This is a genomic window from Pseudomonas sp. F007 (genome assembly GCF_057814275.1).
The window spans coordinates 27,823-51,159 of sequence record NZ_JBVATA010000005.1 but is presented as its reverse complement, the minus strand read 5'-3'; the positions used below and the strand labels follow the sequence as shown (position 1 = coordinate 51,159).

General features: G+C 63.6%; 18 protein-coding genes. 15 read left to right on the top strand and 3 right to left on the bottom strand.

The annotated features are described in order from the left end of the window. The first annotated feature begins 4 nt into the window (after positions 1 to 4). From ccoN to ACZYR5_RS13190, 3 genes are all read left to right on the top strand, one after another. Positions 5 to 1,432 carry a cytochrome-c oxidase, cbb3-type subunit I gene (ccoN, locus tag ACZYR5_RS13200; RefSeq protein WP_489090413.1) on the top strand — a complete coding sequence of 476 codons (1,428 nt, stop codon included), beginning with the start codon at positions 5 to 7 and terminating at the stop codon, positions 1,430 to 1,432. A gap of 15 nt (positions 1,433 to 1,447) precedes the next feature. Further along, entirely contained in the window at positions 1,448 to 1,657 is a 210-nt protein-coding gene (locus ACZYR5_RS13195; protein WP_489090412.1) for a cbb3-type cytochrome c oxidase subunit 3, read from the top strand. Positions 1,658 to 1,735: 78 nt separating this feature from the next. Continuing rightward, complete coding sequence (locus ACZYR5_RS13190; protein ID WP_489090411.1) at positions 1,736 to 2,428, top strand: aspartate/glutamate racemase family protein; 693 nt, start codon at positions 1,736 to 1,738, stop codon at positions 2,426 to 2,428. A 1-nt stretch (position 2,429) separates the two neighbouring features. On the opposite strand, the gene ACZYR5_RS13185 is transcribed toward ACZYR5_RS13190, so the two are convergent. Continuing rightward, on the bottom strand, positions 2,430 to 2,951 hold the full coding sequence (locus ACZYR5_RS13185; protein WP_489090410.1) for a GNAT family N-acetyltransferase: 522 nt from the start codon (positions 2,949 to 2,951) through the stop codon (positions 2,430 to 2,432). A gap of 117 nt (positions 2,952 to 3,068) precedes the next feature. Between ACZYR5_RS13185 and pdxR the strand changes: the two genes are divergently transcribed. Together pdxR and ACZYR5_RS13175 are read left to right on the top strand one after the other, a co-directional pair. Then, entirely contained in the window at positions 3,069 to 4,502 is a 1,434-nt protein-coding gene (gene pdxR, locus ACZYR5_RS13180; protein WP_489090409.1) for a MocR-like pyridoxine biosynthesis transcription factor PdxR, read from the top strand. A gap of 133 nt (positions 4,503 to 4,635) precedes the next feature. Further along, complete coding sequence (locus tag ACZYR5_RS13175) at positions 4,636 to 5,049, top strand: cupin domain-containing protein (protein ID WP_489090408.1); 414 nt, start codon at positions 4,636 to 4,638, stop codon at positions 5,047 to 5,049. 301 nt (positions 5,050 to 5,350) lie between these two features. Here ACZYR5_RS13175 and ACZYR5_RS13170 read toward each other — a convergent pair whose 3' ends face one another. Together ACZYR5_RS13170 and ACZYR5_RS13165 are read right to left on the bottom strand one after the other, a co-directional pair. Next, a complete protein-coding gene (locus tag ACZYR5_RS13170; RefSeq protein WP_489090407.1) occupies positions 5,351 to 10,246 on the bottom strand; it encodes an NAD-glutamate dehydrogenase in 4,896 nt (1,631 codons plus the stop codon). A gap of 457 nt (positions 10,247 to 10,703) precedes the next feature. After that, positions 10,704 to 12,086: a hypothetical protein gene (locus ACZYR5_RS13165; RefSeq protein ID WP_489090406.1), complete on the bottom strand. Its 1,383-nt coding sequence runs from the start codon at positions 12,084 to 12,086 to the stop codon at positions 10,704 to 10,706. 295 nt (positions 12,087 to 12,381) lie between these two features. Here ACZYR5_RS13165 and ACZYR5_RS13160 point away from each other — a divergent pair, with 295 nt between their 5' ends. From ACZYR5_RS13160 to ACZYR5_RS13115, 10 genes are all read left to right on the top strand, one after another. After that, positions 12,382 to 12,735: a hypothetical protein gene (locus tag ACZYR5_RS13160; RefSeq protein ID WP_489090405.1), complete on the top strand. Its 354-nt coding sequence runs from the start codon at positions 12,382 to 12,384 to the stop codon at positions 12,733 to 12,735. A gap of 75 nt (positions 12,736 to 12,810) precedes the next feature. Next, positions 12,811 to 13,521: a FadR/GntR family transcriptional regulator gene (locus ACZYR5_RS13155; protein WP_489090404.1), complete on the top strand. Its 711-nt coding sequence runs from the start codon at positions 12,811 to 12,813 to the stop codon at positions 13,519 to 13,521. Between the two features lie 104 nt (positions 13,522 to 13,625). Further along, positions 13,626 to 14,819: an L-2-hydroxyglutarate oxidase gene (gene lhgO, locus ACZYR5_RS13150; protein ID WP_489090403.1), complete on the top strand. Its 1,194-nt coding sequence runs from the start codon at positions 13,626 to 13,628 to the stop codon at positions 14,817 to 14,819. A 66-nt stretch (positions 14,820 to 14,885) separates the two neighbouring features. Next, positions 14,886 to 16,214, top strand: coding sequence for an MFS transporter (locus ACZYR5_RS13145; RefSeq protein ID WP_489090402.1), 1,329 nt, complete (start codon positions 14,886 to 14,888; stop codon positions 16,212 to 16,214). Between the two features lie 178 nt (positions 16,215 to 16,392). Then, complete coding sequence (locus ACZYR5_RS13140) at positions 16,393 to 17,352, top strand: AAA family ATPase (protein WP_027616549.1); 960 nt, start codon at positions 16,393 to 16,395, stop codon at positions 17,350 to 17,352. 5 nt (positions 17,353 to 17,357) lie between these two features. After that, positions 17,358 to 18,299 (top strand): DUF58 domain-containing protein, encoded by a 942-nt coding sequence (locus ACZYR5_RS13135; protein ID WP_489090401.1) that lies wholly within the window; start codon positions 17,358 to 17,360, stop codon positions 18,297 to 18,299. After that, positions 18,296 to 18,790: a DUF4381 domain-containing protein gene (locus ACZYR5_RS13130; RefSeq protein WP_489090400.1), complete on the top strand. Its 495-nt coding sequence runs from the start codon at positions 18,296 to 18,298 to the stop codon at positions 18,788 to 18,790. Before ACZYR5_RS13135 ends, ACZYR5_RS13130 begins: the two co-directional genes overlap by 4 nt. After that, on the top strand, positions 18,783 to 19,859 hold the full coding sequence (locus ACZYR5_RS13125) for a vWA domain-containing protein (protein ID WP_489090399.1): 1,077 nt from the start codon (positions 18,783 to 18,785) through the stop codon (positions 19,857 to 19,859). Before ACZYR5_RS13130 ends, ACZYR5_RS13125 begins: the two co-directional genes overlap by 8 nt. Then, positions 19,856 to 21,631, top strand: a complete 1,776-nt coding sequence (locus tag ACZYR5_RS13120; RefSeq protein ID WP_489090398.1) for a vWA domain-containing protein — start codon at positions 19,856 to 19,858, stop codon at positions 21,629 to 21,631. Before ACZYR5_RS13125 ends, ACZYR5_RS13120 begins: the two co-directional genes overlap by 4 nt. After that, positions 21,628 to 23,253, top strand: a complete 1,626-nt coding sequence (locus ACZYR5_RS13115; protein ID WP_489090397.1) for a BatD family protein — start codon at positions 21,628 to 21,630, stop codon at positions 23,251 to 23,253. Before ACZYR5_RS13120 ends, ACZYR5_RS13115 begins: the two co-directional genes overlap by 4 nt. The last annotated feature ends 84 nt before the right edge of the window (positions 23,254 to 23,337 follow it).

The following is a 23,337-nucleotide window of genomic DNA, read 5'->3' as shown; positions in this document are numbered from 1 at the left end:
GACCATGAGCACAGCAACAATCGGGCAGGCCTATAACTACAAGGTCGTCCGCCAATTCGTCATAGCAACAGTGGTATGGGGTGTGATCGGCATGGCCATGGGCGTGTGGATCGCCTCGCAACTGGTATGGCCGCAAGCCAACCTCGACTTGCCGTGGACCACCTTCGGCCGGCTCCGGCCGCTGCACACCAGCCTGGTGATTTTCGGTTTCGCCGGCAGCGCGCAGTTTGCCGCCAGCTACTACGCGGTGCAGCGCACCTGCCAGGTGCGGCTGTACAGCGACAAACTCGCCGCCTTTACCTTCTGGGGCTGGCAGTCGGTGATCGTGATCATGCTGGTGACCTTGCCGCTGGGCTACACCACCACCAAGGAATACGCCGAGATCGAGTTCAGCGGAGCCGTGTGGATGACCGTGGTCTGGGTGGCCTACGCCATCGTCTTTTTCACCACCGTGGTGCAGCGCAAGACCCAACACATCTACGTCGGCAACTGGTTCTTCGGCGCCTTCATCGTAGTGATCGCCATGCTGCACGTGGTCAATCACCTGTCGATCCCGGTGGACTGGTTCAAGTCGTACCCGGTGTATTCCGGGGCCACCGATGCCATGGTCCAATGGTGGTACGGGCACAACGCCGTGGGTTTCTTCCTCACCACCGGTTTCCTCGGGATGATGTATTACTTCGTGCCGAAACAGGTGGGGCGCCCGGTGTATTCCTATCGCCTGTCGATCGTGCATTTCTGGGCGCTGATCACCCTGTACATCTGGGCTGGCCCGCACCACCTGCACTACACTGCCCTGCCGGACTGGGCGCAGTCGCTGGGCATGGCGATGTCGCTGATCCTCCTGGCGCCGAGCTGGGGCGGGATGATCAATGGCATGATGACCCTCTCCGGCGCCTGGCATAAGCTGCGCACCGATCCGATCCTACGGTTCCTGGTGCTGTCGCTGGCGTTCTACGGCATGTCGACCTTCGAAGGGCCGATGATGGCGATCAAGACGGTCAACGCCCTCTCCCACTACACCGACTGGACCATAGGCCACGTGCACGCCGGCGCCCTCGGTTGGGTGGCGATGATCACCTTTGGCGCCACCTACCACATGGTGCCGAAGATCTTCGGCCGCGAGCAGATGCACAGCATCGGCCTGATCAATGCGCACTTCTGGCTGGCAACCATCGGCACCGTGCTCTACATCGCCTCGATGTGGGTCAACGGCATCACCCAGGGCCTGATGTGGCGTGCGATCAACGACGACGGCACCCTCACCTACTCTTTCGTCGAAGCGCTGCAGGCCAGTCATCCGGGGTTCATCGTACGTTTTGTCGGCGGCGTGTTCTTCCTCAGCGGCATGCTGCTGATGGCCTACAACACCTGGCGCACGGTGCGGGTTGCCGACGTGCGCCTGGCCGAACGTGAAGCGCAGATTGCCTGAGGCAAGGAGCCGACCATGATCGACATGCTGATACTGGGATTCCTCTGGCTGGCCATCGAGTGCTGCCTGCGGCACCAGACAGGCCAGAGTCTGGACGACGCCAGCCTGATCCCGTTTGCCGATGACCCCGAAGTCGCGCAACGGGTCGAGCAGGCCACCGGCAAGCGCATCGATGCGGTGGCGCCGGAGGTGGCGAAGCCGGGTTGGGGCAACGTCGACGCCTGAGCCTGGTCCTTGCGTACGGAAGATGGACGGGCGACAGTGTGGGTCGCTCGTCAACCATCCACTCCAGGGAAGAATCGCATGCGCACCATCGGCCTTATCGGCGGCATGAGCTGGGAATCCAGCGCCGAATATTATCGTCTGATCAACCAGCAGGTCCGCGACCGCCTCGGCCCGCTGCGCTCGGCACAACTGTTGATGCACAGCGTCGATTTCGGTCCGGTGGAACAGGCCCAGCATGCCGGACGCTGGGACGATGCGGCGCAGATCCTGGTGGATGCAGCCCGTAGCCTGGAGGCCGGCGGTGCCGAGTGCGTGGTGCTCTGTACCAACACCATGCACAAGGTCGCCGGGCAGATCCAGGCGGCGATTTCCGTGCCCTTCCTGCACATCGCCGAACCCGCCGGCCAGGCGGCGCTAGCCATCGACGCTCGTACCGTTGGCCTGCTGGGCACCGCCTTCACCATGGAACAGGATTTCCTCAAGGAGCGCCTGAGCGCCCAAGGCCTGCAGGTACTGGTGCCCGACGCCGCAGACCGGCAAGCCGTGCACCGGATCATCTACGACGAACTCTGCGTCGGCGTCATCAGCGACACCTCCCGCGTCCGCTACCAGCAGGTGATCGAGAAACTGGCCGCCCGTGGTGCCCAGGCGATCATTCTGGGTTGCACGGAAATCAGCCTGCTGATCAAACCTGAACACAGCGAGTTGCCGCTGCTTGATACCACTGAACTGCATGCGCGGGCTGCGGTGGCGTTTGCCCTCGGCGATTGACTCAACCCGCTTCTGAACCGTGGCGCAAACGCGCCATGGCCAAGGCGTCGACATGCCGTCCATCACGCACCGCATATTGGCGCAACAGCCCTTCCGTCTCGAAGCCGAATTTGCGGTACAGGGCAATCGCCGCCTGGTTATCCGCGTACACCGTCAATTCAACGCGGCTTACGTTCATCCAGTTGTCTGCCAGGTCCAGCACTGTCGCCAACAGCCGCGAGCCCAGCCCCTGGCCTTGCCACGCCTGCGCCACGCCCATGCCGATGTGGGCGCAGTGGCTGCGACGGATCCGGCTGATTTGCTCCAGGCCGATGTTGCCGATGACTTGTCCCTGGTGCAGCGCCACCAGTTGCACCGCGTGTTCGTTGTCCGGGGCCAGGCGTTTGCGCCACACGGCGCTGGACTGAAACGGCATTTGCAGGACCTGCCGGGCCACGGCGGGATCGTTGTAGAGGGCGGTCACGCCTTCGACGTGGGTTTCGGCGAAACGCTCGATGATGATGCTCGGCTCGTGTGCGGCCATGGACGCTCTTCCTTGATGGCGATTGGGCATCCGAGTCTAACCCGTGGCGCGCGTTGTCGATACACGACGAGCACTGGAGTAATCTGACGCCTCCCATCGGCACAGGAACTGGCGACCTTGGAACTCCATGTTGTGATCAACGGCCGCAAGGACCTTGCCGGCCAGCTGTACCGGCAACTGCGCGAAGCCATCGAGTCGGGCCGGTTGGCGGCTGGCACCCAGCTGCCCCCCAGCCGCCTGCTGGCGGAGCAATTGGGGGTGTCGCGCAAGACCGTTTCCGACACCTACGCGCTGTTGACCTACGACACCTACCTGACCGGCATGATCGGCAAGGGCACTTTCGTCAATGCGCGTCCGCCGGGCAGCGTGCGCAAGCAGCATCACTCGCAACTGGCGAGCACCGAGACCGTCGAGCGCTGGCGCAACCTGCCGGTGTTCCTGCGCCATCCCAGCCTGCAAGGTTCGTTGCGCTACGAGTTCATAGGCGGCGCCACCACCAAAGGCCTGTTTCCCCAGGACGAATGGCGCCGCTGCACCGCGTTTGCCCTGCGCCAGATGGCCGGTGCCAAGGGTTTCTACAGCGAGCCGGCGGGTTTGCCAGCGCTGCGCAGCGCGATCGCCGGGCACATCGCGTTTTCTCGGGGCGTGGTCTGCGAGGACACTGATGTGGTGGTGTGCAACGGCGCCCAGCAAGCGCTGGACCTGATCGCCCGGGTGCTGATCGAGCCCGGCTGCCGGGTGGCCATGGAAGACCCGGGTTATCCGCCGGCGCGCCTGTTGTTCGCCTCCCACGGCGCCGAGGTGGTCGGGGTGCCGGTGGATGAGCATGGGATCCAGGTCGAGCAGATTCCCGAGGGCACGCGGCTGATCTACGTCACCCCCTCGCATCAGTTTCCGCTTGGCCTGGCCATGAGTCAGGCACGCCGTGAGGCGCTGCTGGAGCGGGCCCATGCGCTGGGGGCGATCATCATCGAGGATGACTACGACAGCGAATTCCGCTACGAAGGCCGCCCCACCGACTCCCTGCAAAGCATGGACCGCCATGGGCTCGTCGCCTATGTCGCGACCTTCTCGAAAACCCTGCTGCCGGAGCTGCGCCTGGGCTACGCGATCCTGCCGCCAGCGATCCTCGAAGCGGTGCAGCGAGCCAAGCAGTTGACCGACCTGCACACCTCGACACTGCCGCAGTGGGCGCTGGCCAGGTTCATCAGCCAGGGCTGCCTGCTGCGGCACATTCGTCGCTGTCACACGGTATATACCGGACGCCGCGAGAGGATTCTCAGCCGGGTTGCCACGGATCTGTCGCCGTGGCTCGAAGCGATTCCCAGCTCTGCCGGATTTCACCTGGTGCTGCTGTTCAAGGTCGAGGTGGACGTGGCGCTGGTCATCGACCTGGCAAAAAAAGTCGAAGTCGGGCTGTATGGTCTCGACGACTTTTTCTACCAACAAGCTCCGCGCAACGGGCTGCTGATGGGCTTTGGTGCGATCGAGACGCTGGACATCGACATCGCCCTCGACCGCCTGCGCGAGATTCTCCTGCACGTCGCCTGAGACCCGGTAAGTGTTGTCCATCTCAAAACGCGCATTGGTCTCCTCGCCTTCCTCGGGATTGGCTGTTTGTCGCATCGGCAATCGGGCTTACCGTAAGGCCTGACTCAGCACAACCCGCCCGAAGGTGCCCCCCATGAAAATCCATACTCTGTTCGCATCCGGCCTCACCGTTTTAAGCCTGCTGGTTTCAACAGCCGTGTTCGCCCACGACAGCGGCGCACCGGCGGAAACCGTCAAGGTGCTGCAGGACCAGATGCTGCTCAATGCGCCCGGTAAAAAGGCGCTGATGATCGAAGTCGACTACCAACCCGGCCAGGCCTCGATCGCCCACAAGCATCAGGGCACGGCCATGGCCTATGTGCTGTCCGGGCAGATCATTTCCCAGGTCAAGGGTGGTGAAGCGATCACCTACAAGGCTGGCGAGTACTGGTACGAGCCGGCTGGCTCCGAGCATCTGGTGTCGAAAAACGCCAGCAGCAGCGCACCGGCGAAGCTGCTGGTGTTCATGGTGCTGGCGCCGGATGAGCAGATTCTGAACCCCCTGTAGGAGCGAGTTCGCTCGCGATTGGGCCATCAGCCATACCGCATCAACTTCTTCGCCAGCAAGCTGGCTCCTACAGGACTTGCATGCTCCACAACCGTTTTGATCGACACAAATCCACTGTGGGAGCGGGCCTGTCGAATCGTCGCACCGTCGCGATGGGGTCACCAGCTACACCGCATCAACTTCTTCGCCAGCAGGCTGGCTCCCACAAAGTTTGTTGTTGATCAACAGATCTGCGGTCGCTCCTGCAGTTGCAAAAAAAAACCCGCATCACTCGATGCGGGTTTTTTCATTCAGCGCCTGATCAGGCCGCCGGCTCCAGCTCGGCGGCAGCCGAGGCCGGGACCACCGCCTGGCCGCTCAGGGCCAGGTCCAGCAGTTCGCGGTTGGCCACCGCGTACATGGCGTAGTCGGTGCCGCTGGCGGCACGGATTTCCACCAGCATGGCGCGCCAGCGTTCGAGCATCGCTTCGTGCTGACCCATCCACAGGGCCAGGCGCGCTTCCACGTCCTGGCTGCCATCGCCCTGCTGCAGGACCGAGATGGTGATCGCCCGCTGTTGCCAGTCGACGTCATCGCGGAACGCTTCACGGGCCAGGGCCTGCCAGTTGTTTTCCACCGGCAAGGCGCTGATCTGTTGCAGGTACCAGGTAATGTCCAGCTTCTCACCGACGGCGAAGTAGGCCTTGGCCACCTCGGCCGGATCCTGACCGGTCACATCCGAGGCTTCGATCACCGGCAGCAGGGTGTACAGGTGCGAGGTACCCGCCACCATACGCGCCAGCAACTCCGGCACACCGGCTTCGACGTACGCCTGATAACGCTTCTGCCAGCCTTCGCGGGTCGGGCCTTCCAGCAGTTCGTCGAGCTTGAGGCCCAACTCCTTGAGGTGCGGACCGAAATGCGCGACGTCACGGGCCGCGTTCTGCTCGTTGCGGCGGGTGCGCAGGAACCAGCGCGTCGCGCGACGACCGAGACGCATCAGCTCGTCCATCATTTCCAGTTGCACGTCAGCCGACACCTTGTAGTCCAGGGCTTCGATCTGACGGAACCAGTGCGGGAGATGGAAGATGTCACGCACGATCACATAGGCGCCGGCCACGTTCGCCGGGGTCATGCCGGTCGACTCTTTGAGTCGCTGCACGAAGGTGATGCCCATGTGGTTGACCAGGTCGTTGGCGATCTGGGTGCTGACGATCTCGCGCTTCAGACGGTGACGGCGCATGGCGGCGGAGAACTTGCTCACCAGGGTCGGCGGGAAAGCGGTTTCCATGTCGCGGGTCAGGTAGTCGTCATCCGGCACCAGGGAGCCCAGCAGCTGCTCCTTGAGGTCGATCTTGCTGTAGGAGATCAGCACCGACAGCTCGGCACGGGTCAGACCATGGCCTACCGCAACACGCTCGTTGAGGGCGTCTTCGGCCGGCAGGAACTCGATGGCGCGATCCAGCTTGCCGCGACCTTCGAGGTCGTTCATCAGGCGCTTGTACTCGGCAATCCGTGCGTAGGCACGACGGGCTGCCAGGGACAGGGCCTGGGTCTGCTTGTAGTTGTTGCCCAACACCAGGCCGCCGACTTCGTCGGTCATGCTCGCCAGCAACTGGTTGCGCTGCTTGTCGGTCATGTCACCGGCCTGCACCACTTCGTTGAGCAGGATCTTGATGTTCACTTCGTGGTCGGAGCAGTCCACGCCACCGGCGTTGTCGATGAAGTCGGTGTTGGAGCCGCCGCCGTTGAGGCCGAATTCGACACGACCGAGCTGGGTCATACCGAGGTTGCCGCCCTCGCCCACGACCTTGCAGCGCAGTTCGTTGCCGTTCACACGCAGTGCATCGTTGGCCTTGTCGCCGACATCGGCGTGGCTTTCAGTGCTGGCCTTGACGTAGGTACCGATACCGCCGTTCCACAGCAGATCCACCGGCGCCTTGAGCAAGGCATTCAGCAGTTCGGTCGGGGTCAGCTTGTCGGCCTGGATGTCAAAGCGCTCTTTCATCTGCGGGGAAATCGCGATGCTTTTCGCGCTACGGGAGAAGATCCCGCCGCCTTCGGACATGATGCTGGTGTCGTAGTCCGACCAGGCCGAACGCGGCAGGTCGAACAGGCGCTGACGCTCGGCGAAGCTCGATGCCGGCTCAGGGTTCGGGTCGATGAAGATGTGCAGGTGGTTGAAGGCCGCGACCAGCTTGAGCTTGTCGGACATCAGCAAGCCGTTGCCGAACACGTCGCCGGCCATGTCGCCGACGCCCACTACCGTGATGCTGTCTTCCTGGACATTGATGCCGCGCTCGCGGAAGTGACGCTGTACGCCCACCCACGCACCCTTGGCGGTGATGCCCATTTTCTTGTGGTCGTAACCGGCCGAACCACCGGACGCAAAGGCGTCACCCAGCCAGAAGCCGTAGTCGATGGCAATGCCGTTGGCGATGTCGGAGAAGGTTGCGGTGCCCTTGTCCGCTGCCACCACCAGGTACGGGTCGTCATCGTCGTGGCGAACCACGTTCAATGGCGGAACCAGCGCGCCGTCTTTCAGGTTGTCGGTGATGTCCAGCAGACCGGAAATGAAGATGCGGTAGCAGGCGATGCCCTCGGCCGCGATCTCGTCACGGCTGCCGCCCAGTGGCAGGCGACGCGGCAGGAAGCCGCCCTTCGCACCCACCGGCACGATCACCGAGTTCTTCACCTGCTGGGCTTTTACCAGGCCCAGCACTTCGGTGCGGAAGTCTTCTTCACGGTCGGACCAGCGCAGGCCGCCACGGGCAACGTTGCCGAAGCGCAGGTGCACGCCTTCGACGCGCGGCGAGTAGACGAAGATTTCGAACTTCGGCACCGGCTTCGGCAGCTCCGGAATCGCGTGCGGGTTGAACTTGAAGCTGAAGTACGACTTGTTCTGGCCGTTGGCGTCGGTCTGGTAGAAGTTGGTACGCAGGGTGGCCTTGATCAGGTCCAGGTAGCGACGCAGGATGCGGTCTTCGTTGAGCACCTGGACGTCGTCCAGGGCGCTGAGGATCGCTTGCTCCAGACGCAGTTGCTTGTCGTCGAGGTCTTCGCTGGTCAGCTTGCGCGCCAGGTAGAAACGGGTCTTGAACAACCGGGTCAATTCGCGAGCGATATCGGTGTGGTTATTCAGGGTGCTGGCGATGTAGCCGAGGTCGAAGCCCAGGCGGATCTGCTTCAGGTAGCGGGCATAGGCACGCAGCAGCGCAACGTCGCGCCATGGCAGGCCGGCGGTCAGCACCAGGCGGTTGAACGCATCGTTCTCGGCGTCGCCGCGCACGATGTGCACGAACGCATCCTGCAGGGTGTCGTTGAGTTGCTGGATGTCCAGGTCCAGGCCTTCGGCAGCGGTGAAGGCGAAATCGTGAATCCAGAACTCGCGGCCGCTGGTGTGACGCAGGCGATACGGGAACTCACCGAGTACGCGCAGGCCGAGGTTTTCCAGGATCGGCAGGACGTCGGACAGCGCCAGCGGCGTGTCGGCGTGGTACAGCTTGCAGTGCAGCTCACGCTGGCCGGAGACCTGGCCCAGCGGCTGGTAGAAGCTCATCACCAGCGGATTTTTTTCGTTGAGGCTCAGCAGGTGCTGCATGTCGACCACCGCCGAATGCGCGGCAAAGCGCTCGCGGTAACCGGCCGGGAAGCCTTTCGGGAAGTCCGCCAGCACGTTGGTGCCGTGGGCTTCGCCGAAGCTTTCGACGGTCAGCGCCGCGTAGTCGTCCTGCCAACTGCGGCAAGCCTGGACCACTTCTTTTTCCAGCAGCAGCGGATCGATGTCGATGCGGTTTTTCGGGTCGACACGCAGGATCAACTGCACGCGGGCCAGTACCGACTCGGAGAAGAAGGTCCAGAACTCGCAGTCGCTGGCTTTCAGGCGATCCATCAACACTTGCTGGATCTTCTGCCGCACTTCGGTGGAATAGATGTCGCGCGGCACGTAGGCCAGGCAGTAGCAGAAACGGCCGTACGGGTCTTTGCGCAGGAATACGCGAATCTTGTTGCGTTCCTGGATCTGCACGATCGACATCACGGTGCTGAACAGCTCGTCGACCGGAGTCTGGAACAGGTCGTCACGGGGCAGCACTTCGAGGACCTGGGCCAGTTCCTTGCCCAGGTGCGCCTTGGCCTGGAAGCCGGAGCGCTGTTCGATCACTTCGACCTTGCGGCGGATGTACGGAATCACGCGCACGCTTTCGCCATACACCGACGAGGTGTACAGGCCCATGAAGCGGCATTCCTTGATCACCTTGCCGTCGGCATCGATCTGGCGGATCGACACGTAGTCAGGGTACGCCGGACGGTGCACACGGCTTGGGTGGGCGGCCTTGGCGAACGACAGCGGGGTCGCTTCGCGCAGGTAGTTCACCGCGTAGTCTTCGATGCGCAGGTCTTCGGCGGTGAGGCCGGCGCGCAACAGCTTGGTCAGGCCGAGGAAGGAATCCTGGTCATATTCGATATGACCGCCGGCCTGGTCTTCACGGACCACAAATTCTTCGTAGCCGAGGAAGGTGAAGTGATTGCCCACCAGCCACTCGAGGAAGCTCTTGATCTCGCCCTTCTCGTAAGCGGCGATGGCGAACTGGCTGTTGTCGACGCTGTCGATCAGCGCCTGCACCTTGGCCTTCATCGGCTCGAAATCGGCTACGGCAACGCGCACTTCACCCAGCACCTGCTCCAGTTCCTTGCTCAACACGTTGAGTTCGGCAGCGTTGGCGCAGCGGTCGATTTCCAGGTACATCAGCGATTCTTGCAGAATGCCTTCGCCCTGGGTGCCTTTGGGCAGGATTTCCAGCAACTCGCCCTTGGCCCCGCGACGCACGCTGAGCACGGTGGTCTGCAGGGTGTGGATGCTGTAGCCGCGGCGGTTCAGCTCGGTGCGGACCGAGTCGACCAGGAACGGCAGGTCATGGTGCAGGACTTCGACCGCGGTGTGGGTCGACTGCCAGCCGTGGCGCTCGTAGTCGGGGTTGTAGACGCGCACTTGCGGTTGCGCATGATCAAAGCGCTCAAGCAGGCGCCAGGCGGAAAGCGTGCAGCCGGCGAGGTCGGACAACCGGCGCTGAGTCAGTTCATCAAGGGAAATAATGCCGAAGAATTGTTCAGCGAACAGCGCCACTTGTGGCAGTGCCTGTTCACTGATGTGCTGCGCCAGTGCCGCTTGCAGTTGGTGCTGGAAGTCGGCTTTGCTGGCTGCGGTGAAGAACGCCATCTGTGGTACTCCGCTAGGGCTTGTTATTGATGGAAGCTCGCGTGCAAAACCCCTTGCGGGGCGCTGCGTCACCCTGGTCCTGAAACTCGGGCAGAGGTCGACAGGGTGACAGGTGGGTGAAGCTGGACGCGGCGTTCGCGTCACATTCACGTGTCACGATGGGCATCTGCAAAAACGACTGCCCGTCAGCGGGCAATGCCTTTACAGGTGTCCATCCGTTGCGCAGCTTAACGAGAGCGGCAAGGCCCGTGCTTGCGACGCTGCGACATATTCGGTCATCGGTACGCTGCTGCGCGCCGCTGCATCGAACAACACTAGCAGGCGCAGGTGAAAACGGCGGCTTTATGGGCAGGTTTTCCGGGCTTGCGTACTGGAAGTGACCGGTTTACCGGCAAGCGTTCACGACATATTTTCTGACATTTGAGTCAGGAGCCACCGCCCGTCACCCACCACAGCATCAATCGATCAGCTCATAAAACGCCTGATACCGGCTCAAGGTGCCGCAGTCGTAACACAGGGTTTCCACCTGCACCTTGTCCATCCGCAGATCGACATTGGTCGAGTCGCACTCGCGACAGAACAACACCATCCCTGACTCGTCCTCGTTGGCGAGGGAGAAAAAACGTGGCAGCAGTTCTTCTTTCCAGTAACGCCCCGGGGCTTTGGTGTAGCCGGCACTGCTGTCCTTGAGCACCACGTCATACAGCAGTCGGTGCAACGCCGAGCGGGGAACCCGGGCATCGCGGCTGACAGGTTTGCGCCAGCCTTCTTCCAGGGCACGCTGCGCCGTATTCAACATCCGGTTGGGAATGGTATTGACGGCGTGGCTTTTGCCCTTGGCGTTGCCGGTTGCATAAAAATGCACGGCATTTTTTACCGCCAGCTTGGCGAAATAGTGGATTTCGCTGACAGAAAAGTCCTGCAAGAGCTGCCCCAACACCCATTCGGCCTTGTGCTCGGCGCTGAAGTGAAAATCCACTTCGCTGGCCAGTACCCGGATATAGCTCAGGGATTCGGCGCGGGCCAGACTGAACAGCAAGCCGTGCAGTTCTGCCTTGCAGGCGTGCGCCACACTGCCGGACAAATCCTGATAGAGCGCCTGGTAAAGCGCCTCACAGGTACTGGACGACCCCGCTGCAAGCGCCAGATTGGGCTGCCAGCGCACGGCGCCGTAATGCTGGATGCGGTAGTCGGCCGTCCGTTCAAAGGCCTTGATATCCGAGCTGGCATCCACTCGCAGAATCCCGCTCTCGTAGAGGCTGCGCAGCAAGTCTTCGGCACTTTCGGCACTGCTGGCCAGTGGTTCGTTGCGCGTCGGCGCGTCCAGGGGCGCGATACTGTCACAGGCAGGCTCTCCCCCTTCGAGCAAGGCCAGCAACGTCAACTTCTGCACGAAACCCAGACGGGCGTAGGCAACTGGCTGGCCATCCAGCGGGTAATGCTTGAGCAGCGCTTCACGATCACGCCCGGCCTGGGCAGCCAGCTCCTGCTGGTGGGCCTGGTAGCAACGGGTGCATTTGCACGAACTGCGTCTGCCGTAGTGTCCGAGCGGCAGATGGCGATGCTCGCAGCGCACGCATTGGTAGGTCGGCCGTTGAGAGGCCGGGGTGCCGCGGGCGTGGCGCCTGGCCCACATCGGCAGGTCGCAGTAGGGGCATTTCAAGTCTTTGCTGAGCAATGGCGGCAAGACCTTGAGCAGGCTGCGCACCGTCGCCGGGATCTTGTACTCGACCAGCAGGTCGCTGGTTTTCTCGCCGGCCAGATAGCGCTGGTAAAGGTCTTCGATAGCGTCTTCATCGAGGTGCCTGACTTCGGCCAACAGTTCGAAATATTGATTCATTACAGAGGTTCCTTATTCAATCGGAGCCCCCCTTCGTCCTTGACAGGGGAGCCGAGAAAATAGAGGCAAAAACCACTGAAAAACAATCAATAAGTGCCGAACTCCATGATTTTCCTACGCCCTCCTTTTCTCCTACCGACCGTGCGGAAATATCGCTGATCGCTGATACCCACTCCCTTCGGAAAAGACCTACATAGTCGCTCGTCGATCTCCAACTCTGGAAAAACCAGCGCAGCAAAAAAAGCTCGAGGCTGGCAAAATCCCCCTTTGCCCGCCCCGCACCAGGACCCCCTCGATGAAAATGACCACCGCCCACCTGATCGCCAACCCCTGCGACGACGAAGAAGACAACCTGGCCATGCTCTGCTGCCACACCAATCAGGGCGAGATGTTCCTGATGACCCGCTACCCGGACGAAGACGCACTGGAGATCACCCTCGACGGCGAGCCTTCGACCCTGGACGGCGTCAAGGTCACCTTCAGCGCTACCCGCCTGCTGCTGGAAATCGCCGCCGCCGACGCCGATGCACTGAATGGCGCCGATCACCTTGAGATTCTCCACAGCACCGCACCCGCCGACCTGGCGGAAGTCGAACTAACCCTGCAGACCATCCTCAAGGGCACTGGCACCTACGTCAGCGAGCTGTGAGCCCACGCTGAATTCTTGACAAGCCATCAGCCCACGGGCATTGTCTGACAACCTGACTTGCGAGCCACCCACCCCATGCTGCAGCTACAACGCCCCGACACCCTGGTCGAACGCGTGGTCAACGCTATCCGCGAAGAAATCGAATCCGGACGCCTGACCGCCGAATCGCGCCTGCCTACCGAGCAACAACTGACCGAGCAACTCAACGTCAGCCGCTCCGTGGTGCGCGAGGCCGTGGCGCAGCTCAAGGCCGATGGCATCCTCATCAGCCGGCGGGGCCTGGGTTCGTTCATCTCGCAAAATCCCAACGGCAGCGTGTTCCGCTTCCCCAGCACCAAGGGCCGTACACCGGACCTGGTGCAGATGTTCGAAATGCGCCTGTGGATCGAGACCCAGGCCGCGTCCATCGCGGCTCAGCGCCGTGACGAGGCGGACCTGCTGCGCATGCGCACTGCCCTGCAGGAAATGCATGAGCGTCGCAGTGATTTCGCCGCCGCAGCATTGGCCGACGTCGAGTTTCACCGGGCCATTGCCGACGCCAGCAAGAATGACTACTTCGTTGCCTTCCACGACTTTCTGCGCGGGCAACTGGCCGAGGCACGCCGCACCGCCTGGGAAAACTCCGCAGCGCACTCGGTGGGCGGCTCCGCCGATGCCGGGCGCGAACACCAGGCACTCTACGAAGCCATCGCCCGTGGCGACCGTCAACAAGCCGCTGCCTGCGCTGAAGCACACCTGCGGGCCGCGGCCCTGCGCTTGAAAATCGACCTGCCCAGCATCGACTGAAACACCGCATCACAGGCGCCGCTTGCCGGCGCTTTTGTTTGGAATACTTTGTCTGACAACCTGATAAGCAGACTCTCTGCCACGCAATCCAAGGTGACACCTGCATGATCTACGACTACTGCATCATCGGCGGCGGCATCGTCGGCCTCGCCACCGCCATGGCCCTGCTGGAGCGCCAGCCTGGCGCGTCGCTGCTGATCCTGGAGAAGGAAAATGTCCTCGCCCGGCATCAGACCGGGCACAACAGCGGCGTGATCCATGCCGGCATCTACTACGCGCCGGGCAGCCTCAAGGCCGACCTGTGCAAGCGTGGCGCCCAGGCCACCAAGGACTTCTGCACCGAACACAAGATCAAGTTCGAAGTCTGCGGCAAGCTGCTGGTGGCCTCGACGCCGCTGGAAGTCGAGCGCATGCATGCCCTGTATGAGCGCTCGAAGCAGAACGGCCTGAAGGTCGAACAACTGGACGCCACTGAGTTGCGCCGCCGCGAACCGAACATCGTCGGTCTCGGCGGCCTGTTCCTCGATGCCACCGGGATAGTCGACTACAAACAGGTGTGCCAGGCCATGGCCCGGGTCATCGAAGCCGCCGGCGGCGAGATCTGCCTGCAGACCACCATCACCGCGATCCAGGAAAGCGCCGACCAGGTCACCATCAGCAGCCACGACCGCGTCTGGCAGGCCCGGCAACTGGTGGCCTGCGCCGGCCTGCAGTCCGATCGCCTGGCGGCCATGGCCGGGGTCAAGATTGATCACCAGATCATTCCGTTTCGCGGCGAATACTTCCGCCTGCCCGCCAGCAAGAACCAGATCGTCAACCACCTGATCTACCCGATTCCCGACCCGGAGCTGCCGTTTCTCGGCGTGCACCTGACGCGGATGATTGATGGCAGCGTCACCGTCGGCCCCAATGCGGTACTGGGCCTGGGCCGGGAGAACTACAACAAATTCTCGATCAACTGGCGCGACGTCGCCGAGTACGCGCGCTTCCCCGGCTTCTGGAAAACCCTCTGGAACAACCTCGGTTCCGGCACCAGCGAAATGAAAAACTCGCTGTTCAAGCGCGGCTACCTCGAACAGTGCCGCAAGTACTGCCCGTCACTGGAAGTCGAGGACCTGCTGCCGTACGAGGCCGGGATCCGCGCCCAGGCGGTGATGCGCGACGGCACCCTGGTCCACGACTTTCTGTTCGCCGAAACCCCACGCATGGTCCACGTCTGCAACGCCCCCTCGCCGGCCGCGACCTCGGCCATTCCCATCGGCCAGATGATTGCCCAGAGGATCTTCAACGCCCGCTGAACCCTGCTGCACGGGTGCCCGACACCCACTTGAAAATAACTACAAAGACCTACAAGGAACTCTCTGATGTCGGTACATCACGCGGCTCCGACCGCCCACGAAACCCCGCAACAAAAACACAAACGCCTGCGCAAGGTCGCGGCGGCGACGATCTTCGGCTCGATGCTGGAGTGGTACGACTTCTACCTGTACGCGACCATGGCGGCGATCGTGTTCTCGAAGATCTTCTTCGACCCCAGCAACCCTGCCGTTGCCTCGCTGCTGGCCTTCTCGACCTTCGCCATCGGTTTTATCGCCCGTCCGTTCGGCGGCATTCTGTTCGGCTACCTGGGTGACCGCTTCGGCCGCAAACAGGTGCTGGTGATCACCTTCTGCATGATGGGCGTGTGCACCACCTTGATCGGCCTGATCCCCAGCTATGCCTCGATCGGCATCTGGGCGCCGATCATTCTGGTCTTCGTGCGGATCATCCAGGGCCTCGGCGCTGGCGCCGAACTGTCCGGCGCGGCGGTGACCTCCTACGAGCACGCCAGTGAGGGCAAGCGCGGCAGCCAGGGTGCCTGGCCGGCGCTGGGGCTGAACCTCGGCCTGTTGCTGTCGTCGCTGACCGTTTACGCCCTGACCATGAACGGCAACGATTTCCTGCTGGCCGGCGGTTGGCGCATCCCGTTCATCTGCAGCATCGTGCTGGTGGGTGTCGGCCTGTGGGTGCGCCGCAGCATCCCGGAAACCCCGCAGTTCGAGAAACTCGACAGCACCCCGGAGAAACCCCAGGTATCGCCGCTCAAATTGCTCTTCAAAAATGACCTCAAGGGCCTGGCCGTGGTGCTGTTCGTCGCCATCGGCTACAACGCCCTGAGCTACATCTTCAAGACCTTCTCCCTGGCCTACCTGACCCAGTTCAAGGGCGTCGAAGCCCATGTCACCTCGCTGTCGGTGACCATCGCCAGCCTGGTGGCGATTGTTGCCGTGCCGTGCTTCGGCTGGCTGTGTGACAAATGGAGCAGCAAGCAGGTGCTGATGCTCGGCGGCCTGCTGTCGGCGGTCTTCGCCTACCCGTTCCTGAGCCTGCTGAACACCGGCGAGCCAATGATGATTTACCTGGCCATCGCCATCGGCACCGGGATTCTCGCGCCGATGATGTTCGCACCCCAGGGGTCGTTCTTGAGCCGCCAGTTCCCGACCCAGACCCGCTCTTCGGGCTTCGGCACCGGGCGCGAAATCGGCACGGCGATTGCCGGTGGCCTGGCGCCGTTGGGAGGCTTGGCGCTGGTGGCCAATTCGGCGACCCACTCCACCGATGGCGTGGGCCTGATCCTGTTGATTTCCGGCGTGCTGGTGGTGGTGTTCGCGTTCTTTGACCAGGGCCGCAAGCACTCCAGCTTCAAGAACTGACCCGCCGCACCTGCGCGGGAGCCTGCCCATGGACTCCCGCCAACCGCCGCAATGGCGTTTATTTGCAGATTTTGCCCGGTGCCGTTAGTCGCCGAGGGCCCGGATGGATTAAAGTAGCAGCCCCCGACCGGGCGCGTTGCGGCAAGACAGCCCGGCCCTCTTCCAGGAACACACGACGATGGAACACCGTGAAGCGCTGCTGGCGCTGCGAACCTTTCTCTCCGCGCAGATTCTCGGCCAGGAAAAGCTCATCGAGCGTTTGCTGATTGCCCTGCTCGCCGACGGCCACATGCTGGTCGAAGGCGCACCGGGCCTGGCCAAGACCAAGGCCATCAAGGAATTGGCCGAAGGCATCGAAGCGCAGTTCCATCGCATCCAGTTCACCCCCGACCTGCTGCCCGCCGATATCACCGGCACGGAAATCTATCGTCCGGAAACCGGCAGCTTCGTGTTCCAGCAAGGCCCGATCTTCCACAACCTGGTACTGGCCGACGAAATCAACCGCGCACCGGCCAAGGTCCAGTCGGCCCTGCTCGAAGCCATGGCCGAGCGCCAGGTCAGCGTTGGGCGCAGTACCTATGATCTATCGCCGCTGTTCCTGGTGATGGCCACGCAGAACCCGATCGAGCAGGAAGGCACCTACCCGCTGCCCGAAGCCCAGCTCGACCGCTTCCTGATGCACGTGAAAATCGGCTTTCCGGATGCGGCGGTCGAGCGGCGGATCCTGCAACAGGCCCGTGGCGAAGCGCTGAATGGCGAAACCAAGCCGGAACGCCGGGTCAGCCAGCAGGCGATTTTTGCCGCGCGCAAGGAAATCCTCGGCCTGTACATGGCCGACGCCGTGGAGGAATACCTGGTGCAACTGGTCATGGCCACGCGCACGCCGGGCAAGTTCGACCCGGAGATGGCCGAGTGGATCGCCTACGGCGCCAGCCCCCGGGGTTCGATCGCCCTCGATCGCTGTGCACGGGCCCATGCCTGGCTGGCCGGGCGCGACTTTGTCAGCCCCGAAGACATTCAGGCGGTGCTGTTCGACGTGTTGCGCCACCGCATCATTCTGTCCTTCGAAGCCGAGGCCGCCGGGATCGACCAGGATCGGGTGGTCCAGCGGATCCTCGACGTCGTCGCCGTCGCTTGAGCCCGATGAACACACCGGCCGCGGAACCTGGCATACGCGTCAGCCTCTCGGAACTGATCGAGATGCGCCACCGCGTGCGCGAAGTGCAACTGTTTTCCACTCCCAGCCAGCGCAGCCCGCTGATTGGCCTGCACCACTCCAAGCTGCGCGGACGCGGTGTCGACTTCGACCAGGTGCGGGTCTACCAGGCCGGCGACGACGTGCGCACCATCGATTGGCGAGTCACCGCGCGCACCCAGGAACCCCACACCAAGCTGTTCCATGAAGAACGCGAGCGACCGATCTTCATCATGGTCGAGCAAAGCCGCCGGCTGTTTTTCGGTTCGGGGCTGATGTTCAAGTCGGTCATGGCCGCCCAGGCCGCGAGCCTGATTGGCTGGGCCGCGCTGGGTCACAACGATCGGGTCGGCGGACTGGTCTACGGCGACAACCAGCACTACGAAATCAAGCCACGGCGCAGCAAGCAAAGCCTGCTGCAACTGCTCAACCGCCTGGTGCGGGTCAACCAGACCCTGAGCACCGAAAGCGAGCCGGCCGCTGACGACCTCGGCCTGGCCCTGCGCCGCGCCCGTGAAGTGCTGCGCCCGGGCAGCCTGGTGATCGTGATTTGCGACGAGCGCGCCCTGTCGGACGGCGCCGAGCAACAACTGAGCCTGCTGTCGCGCCATTGCGACCTGCTGTTGCTGCCGCTCTCCGACCCCCTCGACCACGCCCTGCCCGCGGCCGGCCTGCTACGTTTTGCCGAGCGCGGCGCGCAACTGGAACTCGACACCCTGAATTTCGACTTGCGCCAAGCCTATCGCGCCCAGGCCGAAGCCCGCATCGCCCGCTGGGAACTGCTGGCGCAAAAACTGCGAGTGCTGCTGATGCCCTTGAGCACCCAGAGCGAAATGGTCGAGCAACTGCGCGAATACCTGAACCCACAGCGTCCAGGTAAAAGCCAATGAACGGCCTCGAACAACTGCAACCGCTGATGAGCCCGCCGCCCATCCCGTTCTGGCCACCGGCACCCGGCTGGTGGCTGCTGCTGGTCCTGTTGCCGCTGCTGGGCTTCGGCCTGTGGAAGTTGCGCCGGTTTATCCCGATCAAGCGTCGCGTGGTGCGCGCCGAACAGCCGCTGGATCCGTTGCGCGTTGCCGCGCTGGCGGAGCTGGCACAGATGCCCAAACCCTACGACGGCGCTCCCGCCGGAGCCTGGCTGCAGCAACTCAACGGCCTGCTCAAGCGCCTGTGCCGCAACGACTACCCCTACAGCCAGAGCCACACCCTGAACGGGCGCAAATGGTTGGCCTTTCTCGACAACCGCTGCCCGGCAGCCGGCCTGACGCGCTGGATGATCCTGGTCGAGGGCGCCTACAAACCGGAATGCAAACTCGATGACAAGGCCATCGCCGGCCTGACCCAGGCCATCGACACCTGGATTCGCAAACATGTTTGAGTTCGCCTGGCCGTGGATCTTCGCCTTGCTGCCGCTGCCGTGGCTGATGCGCATCCTGCTGCCCGCCGCCGACAGCGGTGAACCGGCGCTCAAGGTCAGCTTCCTTGGCGACCTCGAGCAGCTCGCTAGACGTCGTGCCCGCGCCAACCTGCCGACCTGGCGCCAACAGGCGCCGTTCATCCTGCTCTGGCTCCTGTTGCTGCTGGCCGCCGCCCGCCCGCAATGGCTCGGCGAACCGCTGCCGATTGCCGCCAGCGGCCGCGACCTGCTGGTGGCGGTGGATGTCTCGGGCTCGATGGACTTCCCCGACATGCAATGGCAAGGCGAGGACGTCAGTCGCCTGGCGTTGGTCCAGCACTTGCTCGGGGACTTTCTCGAGCAGCGCGATGGCGACCGGGTCGGCCTGATCCTGTTCGGCAGCCAGGCCTACCTGCAGGCACCGCTGACCTTCGACCGGCGCACCGTGCGCGTCTGGCTCGACGAAGCGCGAATCGGCATCGCCGGCAAGAACACCGCCATCGGCGACGCCATTGGCCTGGCGCTCAAGCGCTTGCGCCAGCGTCCGGCACAAAGCCGGGTGCTGATCCTGGTGACCGACGGCGCCAACAATGGCGGTGAAATCGCGCCGCTGACCGCGGCCCGCTTGGCGGCCGAGGAAGGCGTGAAGATCTACCCGATCGGCATCGGTGCCGATCCCGAGCAGAGCGGTTCCCTGGGCTTTCTCGGCGTCAACCCGAGCCTGGACCTCGATGAGCCGGCGCTGAAGGAAATCGCCGAGGCCACCGGTGGCCGCTATTTCCGCGCCCGCGACGGCGCCGAGCTGGAAGCGATCCGTCAGACCCTCGACCAACTGGAACCGGTCAACCAGCAACCGACCCAGGCCCGGCCGGCCCAGGCTTTGTACAGCTGGCCGCTGGCGGCCGCATTGCTGATGAGTCTGTTGCTGGTGGTGCGCGAGCGCTGGCCGCACAACCCGCTGCAACGCCTGCTCAGCCGCTCGCATTTCCTCCAGCAGCACCCTGACTGGCGCGAACGGCTGAAACGCCTGCGGCTGCGGAGGCGTCGATGATCGACCTCTGGCCCCATTGGTTCCGTCCATTCTGGCTGCTGTTGTTGCCGGTGCTCGGCTGGTTGCTCTGGCAACTCTGGCACCGGCAAAAGCGCGCCGGGCGCTGGCAGATGATCCTGCCACCAGCCTTTCACGCTGCCCTGCTGCAAGGCGGCAGTGGCCGCGAAAGCAAGGCGCCGTGGCTTGTCCTCGGCCTGGCCTGGCTGCTGGCGTTGTTGGCGCTGCTCGGCCCCGGCTGGGATCGAGTCGAACAGACTGCGCAAAAGCCCGCCGACCCACTGGTGGTATTGCTCGAACTGACCCCGGAAATGCTCGCCACCGACGTCGCGCCGACGCGCCTGGAACAAGCCCGGCGCAAGCTGCTCGACCTGTTGCAGAGCCGCAGCGACGCGCAGACTGCAATTGTCGTGTACGCCGGCAGCGCCCACACCCTGGTGCCGCTGTCGGATGACCTGGCCACCAGCCGTAATCTGCTCGAAGCCCTCAAGCCGTCGATCATGCCCGAGGCCGGCCATCGCGCCGACCTGGCCGTGGCCAAGGCGCTGACCCTGCTCGAGCGCGGAGCCCTCGGCCAGGGCCGGATCCTGCTGATTGGCTCGTCCCTCAGCGAGCAGGAACGCCAGGGCATTCGCCAGGCCCTGCGTGGTCAGGCACCGCAATGGTTGATGCTGGGGATCGGCACCGCGCAAGGCGCGCCGGTTACCGCCGAAGACGGCAGTTTCCTCAAGGATGAGCAAGGCGCAATCCTTGTGCCGCGTCTCGACAGCCCGGCCCTGCGCGCCTTCGCCAATGAACTGGGCGGCCGCTATCGTCAGGCCCGGGTCGATGACAGCGACCTGCGCAGCCTCGGCCTGTTCGATGCGCCCCACAGCGTGCGCGACGATGGCCAGACTCTGCGCCTCGACACCTGGGCCGACCAGGGCTACTGGCTGCTGTTGCCGCTGTTGCTGCTGGCCGCCTGCGGCGGGCGACGTGGCTGGCTGTTGTGCCTGCCGCTGTTGTTTCTGCTGCCGCAACCGAGCTACGCCTTCGAGTTCAACGACCTGTGGCTGCGCGCGGACCAGCAGGGCCTGCGCCTGCTCAAGCAGAAACAGCCGCTGGCCGCCGCCGAGCACTTCGAAGACCCGCAATGGCAAGGTGTGGCACTCTATGAGGCCGGCCAGTATGCGGCGGCCGCCGAGCGATTCGCCCAGGGCGGCGACGCTCGCGCCCACTACAATCGCGGTAATGCGCTGGCCCGCAGCGGTGAACTGGAGGCCGCCCTGGATGCCTACGATCAGGCCCTGGAATTGCAACCCGACCTGCGCCCGGCGCTGACCAACAAGGCCCTGGTGGAAGCCCTGCTCAAACAGAGCCAACCGCAACCAGCCGTCGAGGAGACGCCGCCCGAAGAGCAACCCGCGCAAGCCGCCGAGCAAGCCTCGCCGCCCGGCTCGACCGGCGAACCGCCGGGCAGCGAAACAACCCCGACCGAGGGCCAGACCGAGCCAGGCGAGCCACCCGCCACACACGAAAACGACACCCCGGCGAATCCGCCAGGCGCGACCGAGCAGCCGCCCCAACCGGGCGATAATGAAGTACCGGGCAGCGAACTGGGGGATGAGCAGACCACCGTGCCGCCGATCAGCGACGCCGATGTCGACCTTGATGGCGAACACCGCGAAGCCCTTGAACAATGGTTGCGCAAGATCCCCGATCAACCGGGTGAACTGCTCAGGCGCAAGTTCTGGTACGAACAGCAACAACATCAGGATCAGGGAAAAACTCGATGACCCGCTTCACCGCACTCTCGCTCAGCCTGTTGCTCTGGACCTTCAATGCCCAGGCTGCCGGGCTGGGCGCCAGCGTCGATCGCAGCCAACTGAGCGCTGGCGAAACGGTCGAGTTGACCCTCGAATCCAGCGACGTCACGCTGTTCGGCAAGCCCGACCTGAGCAGCCTGGAGCCGTTGTTCGAAGTGCGTGGCACCCGTCAGGTCAACCAGCCCACCACCCTCAACGGTGAAACCCAGGCCACCACGCGCTGGATCATCACCTTGTTGCCCAAACAGACCGGGACGGTGGTGATTCCGGCGCTGCAACTGGGGGAATTCAGCAGCGAGCCGATCGAACTTCAGGTCGCGCCCGACCAGGTCCAGGAGTCTCCAAGCACCCTGGAACCGGTGTTCATCGAAGCCAGCCTCGACCAGGACACCGTGTACGTGCAGGCCCAGGCCATACTGACCTTGCGCGTCTATCACTCGGTGTCGCTGTACGACGACAGCAGCGTCACCCCGCTGCAGATAGCCGAGGCCCGCGTCGAACAACTGGGCGAGTCGCGCACCTATGAAAAACTGATCAACGACGTGCGCCATGGCGTGATCGAAGTGCGCTATGCGATCTATCCGCAACACAGCGGGGTGCTGAGCATTCCACCCCAGGTGTTCAGCGCGACGCTGGTCGACACGCAGTCAGGCCAGGGGCCGAAGTCGGGCAAACTGCTGCGCATCACCTCCGCCGAAAACCACCTCAACGTCAAGGCCAAGCCGGCTGACTATCCAGCCGACACCCCGTGGTTGCCGGCACGCAACCTGACCCTGGGCGAAAGCTGGAGCCCGGAGCCTGACCGCAGCCAGGTCGGCGACTCACTGACCCGCAGCCTGACCCTCAAGGCCGAAGGCCTGGCCAGCTCGCAACTGCCGCCCTTGCCGGCGACTGACGTCAATGGCCTGCGGCGTTATCCCGACCAGCCACAAATGAGCAACCAGAACACGGATCATGGCTTGATCGGCAGTCGCGAGGACCGCGAAGCGCTGGTACCGACCCGCAGTGGCACTATCGAGTTACCGGCGGTGGACGTGGTCTGGTGGAACACCCAGGAAGATCGCCTGGAGCACAGCAGCCTGCCGGCGCGCACCCTGCACATCCTCAACAACCCGAGCCTGATGGTCGACACACCGGCGGGCAACTTGAGCGCGCAAACCCCAGTGGACAGTGAAGAGCTGTGGTACTGGAAACTCGCAACGCTGATCCTCGCCTGCACCACCGCACTGGGCTTCGGCCTGTGGTGGCGAGCGCGCTGGCAACCGGCGATTCTGCGCGCGGCGCAGACCGGCCCGAGCCCGCGCACGGTGCTCGACGACCTCAAGCGCGCCAGCCTGGCCAACGACCCACAAGCCACCCGCCAGGCCCTCGACGCCTGGGCCCGCCAGCAACCGGAAACCCTGGCCGACATGGCCGCGCGCTTCGTACCGCTGTCCGATGCACTGGACGGCCTGAACGGCGCGCTGTACAGCGAAAGCGGGCAGTATTGGCAAGGCGAAGAGCTGTGGCGCGCGATTCGCGCCATTCCTACCGCCGAAGGGGTCCAGGCGCCACAGGGCGACAGCAGCTTGCCGCCTTTGTACCCCAAATAATCGGATATGCCTCTGTAGGAGCGAGCCTGCTCGCGATGGCGGCCGCTCATTCAACGCTGAATGTGCTGGCCTCATCGCGAGCAG

Bases quoted from the DNA above. Each gene is read 5' to 3' on its own strand.
- ACZYR5_RS13140 (WP_027616549.1), top strand. From the start codon at position 16,393: ATGGAACACCGTGAAGCGCTGCTGGCGCTGCGAACCTTTCTCTCCGCG.
- ACZYR5_RS13170 (WP_489090407.1), bottom strand. From the start codon at position 10,246: ATGGCGTTCTTCACCGCAGCCAGCAAAGCCGACTTCCAGCACCAACTG.
- ccoN (WP_489090413.1), top strand. From the start codon at position 5: ATGAGCACAGCAACAATCGGGCAGGCCTATAACTACAAGGTCGTCCGC.
- ACZYR5_RS13135 (WP_489090401.1), top strand. From the start codon at position 17,358: ATGAACACACCGGCCGCGGAACCTGGCATACGCGTCAGCCTCTCGGAA.
- ACZYR5_RS13195 (WP_489090412.1), top strand. From the start codon at position 1,448: ATGATCGACATGCTGATACTGGGATTCCTCTGGCTGGCCATCGAGTGC.
- ACZYR5_RS13175 (WP_489090408.1), top strand. From the start codon at position 4,636: ATGAAAATCCATACTCTGTTCGCATCCGGCCTCACCGTTTTAAGCCTG.
- lhgO (WP_489090403.1), top strand. From the start codon at position 13,626: ATGATCTACGACTACTGCATCATCGGCGGCGGCATCGTCGGCCTCGCC.
- ACZYR5_RS13155 (WP_489090404.1), top strand. From the start codon at position 12,811: ATGCTGCAGCTACAACGCCCCGACACCCTGGTCGAACGCGTGGTCAAC.
- ACZYR5_RS13160 (WP_489090405.1), top strand. From the start codon at position 12,382: ATGAAAATGACCACCGCCCACCTGATCGCCAACCCCTGCGACGACGAA.
- ACZYR5_RS13120 (WP_489090398.1), top strand. From the start codon at position 19,856: ATGATCGACCTCTGGCCCCATTGGTTCCGTCCATTCTGGCTGCTGTTG.
- ACZYR5_RS13185 (WP_489090410.1), bottom strand. From the start codon at position 2,951: ATGGCCGCACACGAGCCGAGCATCATCATCGAGCGTTTCGCCGAAACC.
- ACZYR5_RS13165 (WP_489090406.1), bottom strand. From the start codon at position 12,086: ATGAATCAATATTTCGAACTGTTGGCCGAAGTCAGGCACCTCGATGAA.
- ACZYR5_RS13130 (WP_489090400.1), top strand. From the start codon at position 18,296: ATGAACGGCCTCGAACAACTGCAACCGCTGATGAGCCCGCCGCCCATC.
- ACZYR5_RS13115 (WP_489090397.1), top strand. From the start codon at position 21,628: ATGACCCGCTTCACCGCACTCTCGCTCAGCCTGTTGCTCTGGACCTTC.
- ACZYR5_RS13190 (WP_489090411.1), top strand. From the start codon at position 1,736: ATGCGCACCATCGGCCTTATCGGCGGCATGAGCTGGGAATCCAGCGCC.
- ACZYR5_RS13125 (WP_489090399.1), top strand. From the start codon at position 18,783: ATGTTTGAGTTCGCCTGGCCGTGGATCTTCGCCTTGCTGCCGCTGCCG.
- ACZYR5_RS13145 (WP_489090402.1), top strand. From the start codon at position 14,886: ATGTCGGTACATCACGCGGCTCCGACCGCCCACGAAACCCCGCAACAA.